17 protein-coding genes and 1 riboswitch are annotated in these 12,823 nt (G+C 38.2%); of the genes, 5 read left to right on the top strand and 12 right to left on the bottom strand.

Annotation, left to right across the window (positions count from 1 at the left end; translation table 11 throughout):
• Positions 1 to 15: 15 nt before the first annotated feature.
• Positions 16 to 390, top strand: a complete 375-nt coding sequence (locus PQ474_RS16230; RefSeq protein WP_273845390.1) for a rhodanese-like domain-containing protein — start codon at positions 16 to 18, stop codon at positions 388 to 390.
• A gap of 58 nt (positions 391 to 448) precedes the next feature.
• Here PQ474_RS16230 and gcvPB read toward each other — a convergent pair whose 3' ends face one another.
• The 3 genes from gcvPB to gcvT are packed head-to-tail and all read right to left on the bottom strand — an operon-like array spanning position 449 to position 4,362.
• A complete protein-coding gene (gene gcvPB, locus PQ474_RS16225; protein ID WP_273845551.1) occupies positions 449 to 1,909 on the bottom strand; it encodes an aminomethyl-transferring glycine dehydrogenase subunit GcvPB in 1,461 nt (486 codons plus the stop codon).
• On the bottom strand, positions 1,909 to 3,252 hold the full coding sequence (gcvPA, locus tag PQ474_RS16220) for an aminomethyl-transferring glycine dehydrogenase subunit GcvPA (RefSeq protein WP_273845388.1): 1,344 nt from the start codon (positions 3,250 to 3,252) through the stop codon (positions 1,909 to 1,911). Before gcvPA ends, gcvPB begins: the two co-directional genes overlap by 1 nt.
• Positions 3,253 to 3,264: 12 nt before the next feature.
• Positions 3,265 to 4,362: a glycine cleavage system aminomethyltransferase GcvT gene (gcvT, locus tag PQ474_RS16215; protein ID WP_273845385.1), complete on the bottom strand. Its 1,098-nt coding sequence runs from the start codon at positions 4,360 to 4,362 to the stop codon at positions 3,265 to 3,267.
• 156 nt (positions 4,363 to 4,518) lie between these two features.
• A riboswitch (glycine riboswitch) is annotated at positions 4,519 to 4,626 on the bottom strand.
• 233 nt (positions 4,627 to 4,859) lie between these two features.
• Between gcvT and PQ474_RS16210 the strand changes: the two genes are divergently transcribed.
• Entirely contained in the window at positions 4,860 to 6,545 is a 1,686-nt protein-coding gene (locus tag PQ474_RS16210; protein WP_273845384.1) for a DEAD/DEAH box helicase, read from the top strand.
• On the top strand, positions 6,523 to 7,317 hold the full coding sequence (locus tag PQ474_RS16205; RefSeq protein ID WP_273845383.1) for a YqhG family protein: 795 nt from the start codon (positions 6,523 to 6,525) through the stop codon (positions 7,315 to 7,317). Before PQ474_RS16210 ends, PQ474_RS16205 begins: the two co-directional genes overlap by 23 nt.
• 97 nt (positions 7,318 to 7,414) lie before the next feature.
• Here PQ474_RS16205 and PQ474_RS16200 read toward each other — a convergent pair whose 3' ends face one another.
• Entirely contained in the window at positions 7,415 to 7,603 is a 189-nt protein-coding gene (locus tag PQ474_RS16200; protein WP_227938523.1) for a DUF2759 family protein, read from the bottom strand.
• A gap of 227 nt (positions 7,604 to 7,830) precedes the next feature.
• Here PQ474_RS16200 and PQ474_RS16195 point away from each other — a divergent pair, with 227 nt between their 5' ends.
• The gene (locus tag PQ474_RS16195) at positions 7,831 to 8,466 is read left to right on the top strand and encodes an MBL fold metallo-hydrolase (RefSeq protein WP_273845376.1); all 636 of its coding nucleotides are present in this window, start codon (positions 7,831 to 7,833) and stop codon (positions 8,464 to 8,466) included.
• A gap of 398 nt (positions 8,467 to 8,864) precedes the next feature.
• On the opposite strand, the gene PQ474_RS16190 is transcribed toward PQ474_RS16195, so the two are convergent.
• The 8 genes from PQ474_RS16190 to comGC all read right to left on the bottom strand — a co-directional run bounded on the left by PQ474_RS16190 (position 8,865) and on the right by comGC (position 12,285).
• Positions 8,865 to 9,110, bottom strand: coding sequence for a DUF2626 domain-containing protein (locus PQ474_RS16190; protein ID WP_035666192.1), 246 nt, complete (start codon positions 9,108 to 9,110; stop codon positions 8,865 to 8,867).
• 142 nt (positions 9,111 to 9,252) lie between these two features.
• Entirely contained in the window at positions 9,253 to 9,969 is a 717-nt protein-coding gene (locus tag PQ474_RS16185; protein ID WP_273845370.1) for a helix-turn-helix transcriptional regulator, read from the bottom strand.
• Between the two features lie 137 nt (positions 9,970 to 10,106).
• Positions 10,107 to 10,295, bottom strand: a complete 189-nt coding sequence (locus PQ474_RS16180) for a YqzE family protein (RefSeq protein WP_273845367.1) — start codon at positions 10,293 to 10,295, stop codon at positions 10,107 to 10,109.
• Positions 10,296 to 10,380: 85 nt separating this feature from the next.
• Positions 10,381 to 10,797, bottom strand: a complete 417-nt coding sequence (comGG, locus tag PQ474_RS16175; RefSeq protein ID WP_273845365.1) for a competence type IV pilus minor pilin ComGG — start codon at positions 10,795 to 10,797, stop codon at positions 10,381 to 10,383.
• Entirely contained in the window at positions 10,794 to 11,252 is a 459-nt protein-coding gene (locus tag PQ474_RS16170) for a ComGF family competence protein (protein WP_273845362.1), read from the bottom strand. Before PQ474_RS16170 ends, comGG begins: the two co-directional genes overlap by 4 nt.
• A complete protein-coding gene (locus PQ474_RS16165) occupies positions 11,224 to 11,496 on the bottom strand; it encodes a hypothetical protein (protein ID WP_273845360.1) in 273 nt (90 codons plus the stop codon). The genes PQ474_RS16170 and PQ474_RS16165 overlap by 29 nt, the downstream gene beginning before the upstream one ends.
• Before the next feature lie 31 nt (positions 11,497 to 11,527).
• Positions 11,528 to 11,974, bottom strand: coding sequence for a competence type IV pilus minor pilin ComGD (gene comGD, locus PQ474_RS16160; RefSeq protein WP_273845359.1), 447 nt, complete (start codon positions 11,972 to 11,974; stop codon positions 11,528 to 11,530).
• On the bottom strand, positions 11,971 to 12,285 hold the full coding sequence (comGC, locus tag PQ474_RS16155) for a competence type IV pilus major pilin ComGC (RefSeq protein WP_273845357.1): 315 nt from the start codon (positions 12,283 to 12,285) through the stop codon (positions 11,971 to 11,973). Before comGC ends, comGD begins: the two co-directional genes overlap by 4 nt.
• A 176-nt stretch (positions 12,286 to 12,461) precedes the next feature.
• Between comGC and yidD the strand changes: the two genes are divergently transcribed.
• On the top strand, positions 12,462 to 12,698 hold the full coding sequence (gene yidD, locus PQ474_RS16150; RefSeq protein ID WP_273845355.1) for a membrane protein insertion efficiency factor YidD: 237 nt from the start codon (positions 12,462 to 12,464) through the stop codon (positions 12,696 to 12,698).
• The last annotated feature ends 125 nt before the right edge of the window (positions 12,699 to 12,823 follow it).

Here is a 12,823-nt window from a genome sequence, read left to right as displayed (position 1 = left end):
TGTAGAGATTAACATATGGTATATTTATGGCTAATTCTGCTTGGTTTTGTGGCTTATACGGTGTTTAAGCGCTTTTATAATCCAAAGTATTTGAAAACATTAACACAAGACGACTTCATTAAAGGATATCGCAAAGCTCAACTTATTGATGTGCGCGAGCCACGCGAGTATGATGGTGGTCACATCTTAGGAGCACGCAACATTCCAATGTCGCAGCTTCGCCAACGAATCAATGAAGTACGTACAGATCAACCAGTTTATTTATATTGCCAATCCGGTGCTCGCAGTAGACAAGCTGCTCAATTGCTGAAAAAGAAGCGTGGAGTAGAAGATTTGTCGCATCTACAAGGTGGATTTAAAAAGTGGTCTGGTAAAATTAAAAAGAAATAAAAAAAGACTTAGGAAGATTGTTCTCCCTGAGTCTTTCTAACAAGTCTAAGCGTTATGCTTAGACTTGTTCATATTTCAGAATTGGCTTCCTGGCAGCTGTTGTCTCATCAAGTCTAGAAATAACGGTTGTATGTGGAGCTTCTTGAACAATCTCTGGATTCTCTTCTGCTTCACGAGCAATTTGAATCATCGCATCAATGAATTCGTCTAATGTTTCCTTCGACTCTGTTTCTGTTGGCTCAATCATCATACATTCCTCCACATTTAACGGGAAGTAAATCGTTGGTGGATGATAACCAAAGTCTAGTAAACGCTTAGCAATATCCAACGTGCGTACGCCTAATTTCTTTTGACGACGACCTGAAATCACAAATTCATGCTTACAATGTTGTGTGTATGGTAAATCAAAGTGAGGCTCTAGCCTGCGCATCATATAGTTCGCATTCAAAACAGCGTACTCCGATACTTTGCGCAATCCATCTGGACCCATTGTCCGAATATACGTATAAGCCCGAACATTGATTCCGTAGTTACCATAGTATGGTTTTACCCGACCAATCGATTGTGGACGATCATAATCAAAATCATAACGATCATCTCGCTTCACAATAAGAGGTTTTGGTAGGAACGGAATTAAATCCTTTTTCACACCAACCGGACCCGATCCAGGCCCCCCACCGCCATGTGGACCTGTAAACGTCTTATGAAGATTCAAATGGACGACATCAAAGCCCATATCTCCAGGTCTTGCAATCCCTAAAATGGCATTTGAATTGGCTCCATCATAATAAAGCTTTCCACCAGCGTCATGAATGATTTTTGCCATTTCTACAATATATGTCTCAAACAATCCAAGTGTATTCGGATTGGTTAACATAAGTGCGGCCGTATCTTCCCCAACCACTTCACGCAAATGATCAAGATCTACAAGACCATTATCATCCGTACGGACCGTGACTGAATCAAAGCCAGCAACCGTTGCGGATGCAGGATTTGTTCCATGTGCAGAATCAGGAACAATTACTTTTGTACGTTCAAAATCACCATTGGCTTCATGATAAGCACGGATCATCATTAACCCCGTCCATTCACCATGAGCTCCTGCTGCGGGCTGCAATGTCACTTCATCCATTCCAGTAATCTCTGCTAATGACGTTTGCAATTCATAAAGCATCTCTAGTGAACCTTGAACTTGTTCAACTGGTTGATATGGGTGAATATGAGCAAGCCCCTCAAAACGAGCAACATTCTCATTAATTTTTGGATTATATTTCATCGTACAAGAACCGAGTGGATAGAAGCCAGAATCTACACCGTGGTTTCGCTTTGATAAAGCGGTGTAGTGACGCATAATTTCAAGCTCGGATACTTCAGGAAGCTCAGGTTCTACTTCTCGTAAGAATTCACTAGGGATCAAGTCTTCTATTTTCTGTTCTGTAATATCTAAAGTGGGAAGACTATGTCCTACTCTGCCTGGCTTACTACGTTCAAAAATAAGTGGCTGATCTTTTGTTGTCATCATACTAGAGCCCCCAATTCTTTAGCAAAACGATCAAGTTCTGTTTTCGTACGTACCTCAGTTACCGCTATTAACATTTGTCCTTCTAGTGCTGCATCATCTCGTCCAAGATCATAGCCACCAATAAAACCTTTAGTTAATAAGATTTCATTTACTTCTGAAACAGGTTTACCGCTCTTGACGACAAACTCATTGAATGTTGGTTGCTCAAAAACGACTTCTACGCCATTAGCCTTTAATTGTTGTTTCAAATAAGCTGCCTTCTGAACATTTTGATAAGCCATTTCCTTAACACCGTTTTTGCCAATTGCAGTCATTGCAACAGAAGCAGCTAGTGCATTTAAAGCTTGATTCGAGCAAATATTAGATGTCGCTTTTTCACGTCTAATATGTTGTTCACGAGCTTGTAACGTTAACACAAACCCACGTTGTCCATGTTCATCTGTGGTTTGACCGACTAAGCGACCTGGTACCTTACGCATTAGTTTCTTCGTTGTTGCAAAATAACCACAGTGTGGCCCTCCAAATTGAGTAGCAATCCCAAATGGTTGAGCATCTCCTACAACCATGTCCGCTCCAAAATGGCCAGGTGGTTTTAATAAGCCAAGGGCAAGTGGATTACTTGAAACGACAAACAACGCTTTTCCACTATGAGTAATCTGCTCTAGTTCAGCTAAAGGTTCAAGATTCCCAAAAAAGTTAGGATGTTGGACGACCACACAAGCCGTATCATCTCCGTATACTTCTTTTAACCTGGCAAGATCGGTCAAACCGTTTTCGGTATCGATTTCAATGACGTTTAGGCGCTGACCTGTAGCATTCGTCTGCAGGACAGCACGAGCTTCAGGATGCACTGATTTTGAAACAAGGATCGTTTTCTTTTTCGTTTGTCCAGCACTTAACATAGCTGCTTCAGCTAAAGCAGTTGGACCATCATACATAGAAGAGTTGGCTAGATCCATACCTGTTAACTCACAAATCATTGTTTGAAATTCAAAAATCGCTTGTAATTCTCCTTGCGAAATTTCAGGTTGATAGGGTGTGTAAGCTGTGTAAAACTCTGAACGGGAAATCACGTGATCCACAATAGAAGGAATGTAATGCTCATACACACCTGCACCTAAGAAAGAAGGCACTTGCTTAATTGAAACGTTCTTACTTGCTAGACCTTGAAAATAAGAAACGAGCTCCGTCTCTTTTAGTGCTTCCTTGAGATCCATTTCTCCTTTGAAACGAATGTCGTTTGGAATGTCAGAGAATAAGTCTTCGATTGACTCCACTCCAATCGTCTCAAGCATTTCTTTTTGATCAGCTTCTGTCATTGGTAAATAGCGATGGTTCATATACGGTTCCTCCTACGACTTTTTATAAAAAGGGGTTGATACTACTTTAGCTTTAAGACGCTTTTTACGAACTTGTACTTCCACTTCTGTACCTAGCTCGGTGTAAGCAATGTCAACAATGGCAAGACCGACATTCTTTTTTAGTGTTGGAGATTGAGTTCCAGTTGTTACAAAACCAACTTGCTTGTCGTTAACAAAGACCTCATACCCAGTACGTGGAATTCCTTTGTCAATCATCTCGATTCCAACAAGTTTTCTAGTTAAACCTTCTTCTTTTTGCTTCGTCAACACGGATTTGCCAATAAAATCAGCTTCTTTATTTACTTTCACAGCAAAACCAATTCCAGCCTCAAGTGGTGTAATTTCCTTTGTAAGCTCTTGACCATATAATGGCAAGCGAACCTCAAAGCGAAGCGTATCACGCGCACCAAGACCACACGGAACAAGTCCATCTGACGCTCCAGCTTTTAGCAATAAACTCCAAAGCTTAGGAGCTTCAGATGCTTCACAGTAAATCTCAAATCCGTCTTCACCAGTATAACCAGTTCTAGAAACTAAAGCATTTACTCCTCCAATTTGAACATGATCTGCGAATCGGAAAAAGCGAATAGACGATAAGTCATGAGTTGTTTCTTTTTGTAAAATTCTCTCTGCAAGTGGACCTTGAATGGCTAATTGTGCCACCTCATTCGAAATGTTCTTAATCGTTACATCTGCAGTCAGATGCTGCTCCATCCACTCAACGTCTTTCTCAATATTAGACGCATTAATGACCAACAAAAAATCATCTTCTGACTTACGATAAATAAGTAAATCATCGACTGTTCCACCATTTTCATAGCACATCGCCGTATACTGCGCTTGACCGTCAACAATCTTAGAAACATCATTGGTCATGAGCTTCTGCAAATAATCAAGCGCCCCTTGACCTTTCACTTCGACTTCACCCATATGAGAAACATCAAATAGCCCCGCCTTGGTTCTGACCGCTTCGTGTTCATCTTTAATACTAGAAAATTGAACAGGCAAGTCCCATCCACCAAAATCAATGGTCTTAGCTCCACTTTCTTTATACAGACTAAATAATGGTGTTCGCTTTAAATCTGTCATTCTCGATTACCTCCTCTTCAGATAAAAAAACAAAAAGGACAGAGTTATACACTTAAGCGTGTATAACTCTGTCCTGATACCAGAAAGTTTCCTATATTCTAAAATCACAGAATATAGTGTCTTCGTAGGTGGCTTTATAAGCACTCTCCAGAGTTGCGTCAAATAAGAGTCTTTTTTGCCTGAGAGATTCGTATTGATAACACATTATCAAATACTTGCTCCTTCGGCGTTGCAACGTTCTGCAATCTCTCCCCTTATTCTCATCCGCAATGAATTCAATTGTTTCCTAATTATACTCATGAATTTCTTACAATTGGTACATACTAGCGTTATACTATAAATTTTTTATAACGCAAGGTTAATTCGGAATTTATATTAATATCCTATCAAGTTGAACGGTTTGACGCAACATTTTTTTCTGAAATCAAATGATTTAATAGAATTTTGTCGTTTTCATTCGGATATTGACTCAAGTTTGTTCGAAAGGATGAGAAATAGTGAATATAGATATTCATTTTGACCAGAAGTGGAAGGACACCTTTTTAGAAAGGTTAGACCAAGATGGCCCCTGGTCCAATTGGGAGCTCTTTAAACTCGCTTATGAAGCTGAAGAACATCAAGTCATACCCGAGTTTCATGGATTACAAGCACCAAAGCACCTCCCACAATTACAGCCTTTTCCTCACCAGATCGAAGTGGCAAATACCGTCATTGAACAAATGAATGGTAAAGCAATATTGGCTGACGAAGTGGGACTTGGAAAAACAATTGAGGCTGGTCTCATTTTAAAAGAGTACATGATTCGGGGACTTGTCAAAAAAGTTCTTATTTTAGTACCGGCTTCTCTTGTGTCTCAGTGGGCCATTGAATTAAATACAAAGTTTCATATTCCTGCGATTGCTCAGAGAAAATCTTACGTATGGGAGCAATGTGATGTTGTAGTCGCTTCAATTGATACGGCGAAAAGGCAACCACATCGTGACATCGTGCTTGATCAACCATATGATTTAGTCATTATTGATGAAGCCCATAAACTTAAAAATCCAAAAACTAAGAACTATGAATTCATTAAGCATCTAAAGAAGAAATTCTGCCTTCTATTAACAGCAACTCCTGTTCAAAATAAGTTAGAAGAAATCTTTAATCTAGTGTCACTCTTAAAACCGGGACACCTAGGTGATATTACTTCTTTTGAAAAAGAATACCGATCCAACAAACGCTCACCAAAAAATGAGGAAAAATTAAAAGAACTCGTTAATAAAGTAATGGTTCGTAACCGCCGAGAAGAAACAGGAATCGAGTGGACCAAACGAATTGTTGAAACCGTCCCAATTGAATTTAGTGAATCGGAACGTGCTTTTTATACTGAAATTGAGCAATTAAAAGATGGATCTAGTCACTTTGCTTTATTAACGTTAAAACGAGAGCTTTGTAGTAGTAGAGAAGCAGCCTTCATGACTTTAAAAAATATGGTTGAGCGCGCACATACAGAAGGTCGTACTTTACCTGACGCTGAAAAACTCCTCAATAAAATCGGAGAAATCGATGGTCACGCAAAAGCGGAAAAAGCACTTGAAATCATTAAGAAGATTGATGATAAAGTGATCATTTTCACAGAGTATCGCGCTACGCAACTGTACTTGCAGTGGTATTTGAAACAAAATGGTATATCCTCTGTTCCTTTTAGAGGTGGATTTAAACGCGGAAAAAAAGATTGGATGAGACAGCTCTTTCAAAACCATGCTCAGGTGTTAATCGCAACTGAGGCAGGAGGAGAAGGGATCAACCTTCAATTTTGTAGTCACATTATTAACTATGATTTGCCTTGGAACCCCATGCGAATTGAACAGAGGATTGGAAGAATCCATCGTTTAGGTCAAAAAGAAGATGTACGTATTTATAATTTTGCTGTTACGGATACGGTTGAACAACACATTCTTAAGTTATTGTATGAAAAGATCCATCTCTTTGAATCCGTTATCGGCGAACTAGATGATATCTTAACCAAAATTGAACTTCCTTCTGTTGAAGAGCATGTTCAAGACATTCTTTTACAATCAGACTCTGAAGGCGAAATGAGAATCAAATTTGAGCATTTAGCCGCCATTATGAATGAGGCCGCCGAAGAAGCAGCTGAAGCAAATGAGGAGGATACAATCGATGCAACAGCCTCAAGTTCATAATTTCTTAGAAAGATATTTCGAAGCAAATGATAGTCCAATAACTGAGAACCATTCTGGTTATTTGCAAGTTCAACTTTCTATTGAGCTAGATAAACTCCTTATGAATCGGCCTTTTTATTGGCATTACCTTGAGAAGACCGGTGGCGAACCTCGCCCCATGCAAGTAACTTTTATTACAGATCAAACTCAAGTACCTGAAGATATCCGCGGGGAACAAATTCATTTTGGTTCACCACGGTTGCGCCAATTATTTGACTCAACAAAAGAACTAGGCGGGTTTATCCGTCTTTTTGAGCGAATAGACGCTTCTGGGAATAAATCGATCCCTTTGCAACCTTGGCTTTGTTTAAATGCAAAAGTATCCTTTCAGTGTGATCGTAAAAAGGACGTTTTGCTGTCACTTGGACTCAATCTCATCCATGGACAAATCGTTCCGCAGTTTTATGAACGGATTCGACGAAAAGACCTGACTCCTAACATTCCTGACTATTGTTTTAAACTATCTCCTTTAATTACCGCTAATAGTGGATTAATCCGCCTACAAAAGATGGTCCAAACATACGCAGAGAACGAAGACGAAACTTGGGCTGTAGAAGCGGTTCAACGATGGGAAGCTGACCAAAAATTATTAGAAGCGTTTTATGAGGATGAAGAAGAAAAACCAGAAAGTTATCACGTAGAAAAACAAGCTCTAAAAGAACAGTATGAACCGAACATCCATGTTTCGATCGTTAATGGTGGGATGTTTTATCTTCAACAGCAAGTTTTCTAAAAACTTATAGCTTATCAGAATGTACATCTGATTGATTAATAAAAACTACCAAAGAAAAAAGGCGAACTACACGAAGTAGTTCGCCTTTTCATACGGCTTAGTGAGCTACAGGAGCTCCTCCACCTGTTGTAATGATTGCAATGATAGTCGCAATTGAAAACCAGCCAAACACAACAAATGAGATTCCTGCAAAGCCAACTGCGAAGAAGTTCTTTCTTTTAATTTCACGAACAATCGCAACAGCACTTAAAAGCGCTACAATTAAAAGGATAATAGATAAGATCATACTGACTTAACCTCCTTATGTAGAAACTAAGAACCCAGCTTAACTAGTCCTATTATAAAGCTATATGAGAACGTTGTCAGCCTTAAATTTTGACAAAGCTAGCACAAAACTAAACTCTTTAATTAGCATGGGCATTTTGGTCTTATTTTACTCTTTTTTTAAATGTTTGTCGAGCTGATTTCGATAATGTATGATGGAACTATCTTATTTTTTTGGAGGCTACAAATATGAAATGGACTCAACTTCCACTAGGACCGTTACAGACTAACGCTTATGTACTTCAAAACGAGGCAAAAGATGCCATTGTTATTGATCCAGGTAGTGAAGGCCCTGCTCTCGTACAATGGTTAAAAGAGCAAAATCTAAAACCTCTGGCTATCCTTTTGACTCACGCTCATTTTGATCATATTGGAGCGGTTGATGACGTCCGCAATGAATTTAAATGCCCTGTTTACATACATCAAGAAGAACAAGATTGGCTTCCAGACGGGTCAAAAAATGGATCAGAACGCTTTTTAGGTTCTAACGCTATCACAGCCAGACCAGCAGATCATACGATTGAAAACGAACAAACACTTAGGTTGGGTTCTTTTCAGTTTGAGGTATTAGAGACTCCAGGACATTCACCAGGGAGTGTTTCTTTCTATTCAAAAGAGCACTCAATTGTCTTCTCTGGTGATGCTTTGTTCGCCCAAAGCATTGGTCGGACAGACCTACCTGGTGGCAATCATCAACAACTACTTGAAAGCATCCACCAAAAGCTCCTTGAACTCCCTGAAGACACTGTAGTTGCTTGTGGTCACGGCCCAACCACCACAATTGGATCTGAAATGGATAGTAACCCTTTCTTATCCGGTTTCTAAAATTGAGTCATCCCAACAAGAGTTAGGACATTGAGAGTCCTAACTTTTTTCTTATTTAATCGCTAATACTTGTGAGTCCATTTTATGGATAAAACCAGCATTATATATTAATGCTAAAACTTCTACAATTTGTTATTACTATTGACATAGTGATAAAGTGTTTATAAAATAGAATTAGATTGGTGAGTCTTTGAATGGGAGTCCCCCTCCCCTCAATGTTCTTACATCAATACGATTTACTCCCCATGTGGCCTCCAACTGAGTTGGAGGTCGTTTTTTTTATTAGATCTGTTCATTGCTGGCCATAACTGTATTGTTCAATCAGGGAACATTTTCCATACAGAAAACCGCCCCTTTCAAGAAAGGGACGGTTTTCATCAGTGTATATGTACCAAATATTAATGTCCACCAAAGCTTGGTACCAATAAGAAAGTTGAATAATACGTGAAGCCAACGAAGAATATCGTTAAATAGGCGCCAAAAATATAGATATACACACGTTCAGATAAATTTAAATAGCTTAATGCTAAAAGTGCACCAGTTTGTGCGAAGAATAGCAACGCCACATTAAACATATCTCCTACAAAGAATAGAACAGCAAAGATTCCTGTCCAGAATGCTAAAACACGATACATACGGTCCATTTGTTTCCCCTCCTTCACGCACAAATTATTGCCGACGATGGCACTATTTGCTTAGGATATCAAATGATAGAGTACAGACTTATTATATCGACTGTCTCTTTATTTGTAAATGCTTGAACAATGGCAAAACTGTGTCGCTCTCTCAATTGAAAAGCTTTACTACAGCGTAAGAACAAGCCTTTGCCTTAGGATCAGTTAATTTGGTGTTATCTTTAAGAATATGATCTCCTACAAACAGTGAAAAAATCCCTCTAAATAACTCGTGGTGCATTGAGCAAAGTGAGATAGAGTGCTCCGACATTAATTCTTTAAATGTACAGTTGTAAATACTAAACTCAATCTCGTCCTTTTCTTTCACATATTTAATTTCAGGGCTGAGTCCTTGGTTAATAGCAATTTCTTCAATAATTTTCACTTTGTCTTCCATTGAAAGGGTTGTTATGTCTATATGGAATTGCTGAACATAAAGTTCTGCACTTTCTCGTCCATACTTATATCCAACTTTATGTAAGGCTTCTATGCCAACGTCACCAAGTTCAACTAATGACTCGATTGCCATTTTCGATAAACGTTGATAATCTCTAAACGGAAACTGCAATTGAATAACTTCATTTGAAAGTTTATAAAAGCGGCTAGGCCGACCACCTTTACCAGTTTTTTGCGTTTCGGAGATAATCATTTTGACATCTTCAAGTTTAGTTAAGTGAAGACGTGCAACATTTGGATGAATACTAAATTGATCAGCAATTTCTTGTACTGTTACATTCTCACGCTTTTTTGAAACATATTGATAAATAGAGAATCGTGTTGGATCAGATAACACACTAGTAATTTTCAATGTGTTTTGTTCTTGTTCCATAATATTATTCACTCCCAAACTACCATCTTCTTCCCATTATAGTACAGTTAAGGTCGCAAATAAATAACTTGTTTTTCTTTTTCAACAATTAATGACAAAGAAAAAGCGAAGCAACTGTCATAGACAGAGCTACGCAATTACTTTTTCTTTTTATGTTTTTTCCAGAACAATGAAATTCCTAAAGGAATCATTCCAAAAGCTTGAGTAGTAAAAGGTTGTTTACCGACTTTTCTAGCTAATTTTTTTGTTCTTCTCTCTTCTTTGGGTTGATCCATTCTAATTACAGCCTGCTGCGTCAAGAACTTAACATAATCATTCAATGACATCTTCTCACCTCTATGGATTTCTAGAAGTTAGTATTCCCCAGTATTGTAACTTTTATTACTGGACTAAATTGGAAAGGACGACCATTTATACATTTATTGGAAGTGGGAAAGTGGAAACATCTGGGTTTATCACTTCCCAGTAATTAATGATTTCAGACTTCTCCCAAATATACTTAAATCCGGCTAAACGTTTGTGTCCCGATTTCAAGCTAACCGTCACGTAGATAGAACTAATGCCATCATGCAAACTTCTGATGGTAAAAGCAACCGTACCTGTCTCATAAGAAAACAAGAAAGTCTGATTGAGAACCGGTTCATACTCTCCCTCTTGAAATTCTTTTATTCCAACTTGAAGAAGAGCTTCAAGTTGGAGGAATCGTTCCTGTTCATAGATAAAACGTTTCTCTGTTTGATAAAGATGAACTTGCAGCATCACTATGTGAATGATCAAAAGACAAAGAAATAACGTTGTTGGTAAAATAAATCCTTTCTCATTTATCATGAGCCCTCCCATTCGTACTTATGAGGTAGTAAAAACGATTTATTAAAAGAATCTAAATTTCTGATCACGACCTTACAACGGAGAAGTTGGTATTGTATACGACATGAAAAAGTTTGTACGTCTTCAAGGAGTAAAACGTTGCCTTCTCCATCACTTGTGCGTCTGACCTGACCACTAGGTAACAATCTAATTTCTATGTTCTTCTCTTCCTCTCTTCGCAAAATCAAAGAACCTTGCTCTACTTTTACATCTGAAGCCAATTTTATGTCCTGAGAGATATGATTGTAGAACATCGTTACTTGTTGAAATGTGACTTTTTCTACTTGATACCCTGTTGTTACGGTTAAGAAAAAAGGGGTAAAAAACGAAACAACTAACAGAAAAAGAGACAATACCAACAAAACTTCTATTAAGGTAAATCCTTTTTTAATTCTTAGCCAGCAAACAATGTTCATATTCCCTCCCATTGGAGCCAATCCAATTCGAACATGTCTTCACAATTCCACTGCTTACGATCTCACTTCGAATTTCAAAAGCATCAATCCCTTTAAATCGAGGAACTCCATCAATAAGAAACTCATGAATAGATTCTTCTACTAAAGTGAGTGCCTTTAACTCTTCTCGAATTGTCACTCTTTCTAAATAGACAACTGAAAGCATGGGAACAACCGTTGCAGAAAAAAGTACGATTAAGAACAAGGCTCCCATTACTTCAATAAAGGTGAATCCTTTATAATTTCGTATAAGTGATCATTCCTTTCCCTAAATAAACAGTAAATCTATAGCGGTGAGAACCAATTCGTAGTAAGAATGTTCCAGAACGGGAAGGGTGGCCATTAGCAAGAAAGGCAATACTAGATGGAGAAATCGTTAAAAGCTCAAGTGTCATATCTGGATGTTGATAAGGGGTTACAGAGTAATCATCATAAGGAGCAAATCGAATCGTTAATTCTTTCATCGAATTATCAGCTCTTATTTGAGTCGCTCGACCAGTTGACATGGCAACTTGCTGTGCGAGAATAAGAGTATCTTGTACTTGTTTGGCAATGATATCGGCCTCTTGGGAGGTAGCATGCAATTTTGGGAAATTCACCAATGGTAGACTGATTAAAATGGAGAGCAAGGAGAGAGTAATAAGAAGTTCAATTAGAGTATAACCGGAGTTAGAATCTTTCATTGTGTGGAGGGAGTTACTTTCCCAGTTGATGGCTCGTAACCAACTGTTGCCCCATTAGGACAAGTTGTTTTTTCAACGTAATTACCTGCTTCTAATGCTTCAAGTGTCAGAGGTAAGTTTCCTGTCTCTAACTTAAATGCATGTACCTGAGCTTGCAACAATTTAACAGTTGCCTCACAACCTTTTCCATTTGCAACATCCGTATTTTTACTCATATTAGGTACGATAATCAAGAGCAACACGGAAATAATCATTAATACAATAAGCATCTCTACAAGAGTAAATCCATCTTCTTTTTTAAGCTTATTCATTTTCATCACCTCAGTAGTTTTTTAATTCGGGGAGTATTCGGGGCAAAAATGGCAAATCATTAACCTTTCGCAGAAAGATGTACTATCCTCCTTTCTATTGTCGATATTTGTTATAATTAGACGTCGGTATGTAATTTCCTTCTTTAAAACTTAAATATTTTTGAAAGGTTGTTATTATGAAAAGTTTGTTTCTGCTAATTATTACATTCTATCAACGCTTTATCTCTCCTTTAAAACCCCCAACCTGTCGTTTTTACCCTACTTGTTCACACTATGGGTTAGAATCCATTAAGAGGTTTGGTGCACTCAAAGGCGCTTGGTTAACGATCAAAAGAATAGCTAAGTGTCATCCTTTCCATCCTGGAGGCATTGATGTAGTTCCTGAAAAAAAAGATAAAATGGATTCTAAATAAAAAATAGATTAAATTAAAAAAACCATACATTTTGTATGGTTTTTTTAAAATGCGGGTGAAGGGAGTCGAACCCCCACGTCATAAGACACTAGATCCTAAGTCTAGCGCGTCTGCCAATTCCGCCA

This window comes from Halalkalibacter alkalisediminis, from assembly GCF_028610705.1.
GTDB classification, from domain to species: Bacteria; Bacillota; Bacilli; order Bacillales; family Bacillaceae_D; genus Halalkalibacter; species Halalkalibacter alkalisediminis.
Note: the sequence above shows the minus strand (reverse complement) of the source record. Positions and strands in the feature narration are given on the sequence as shown.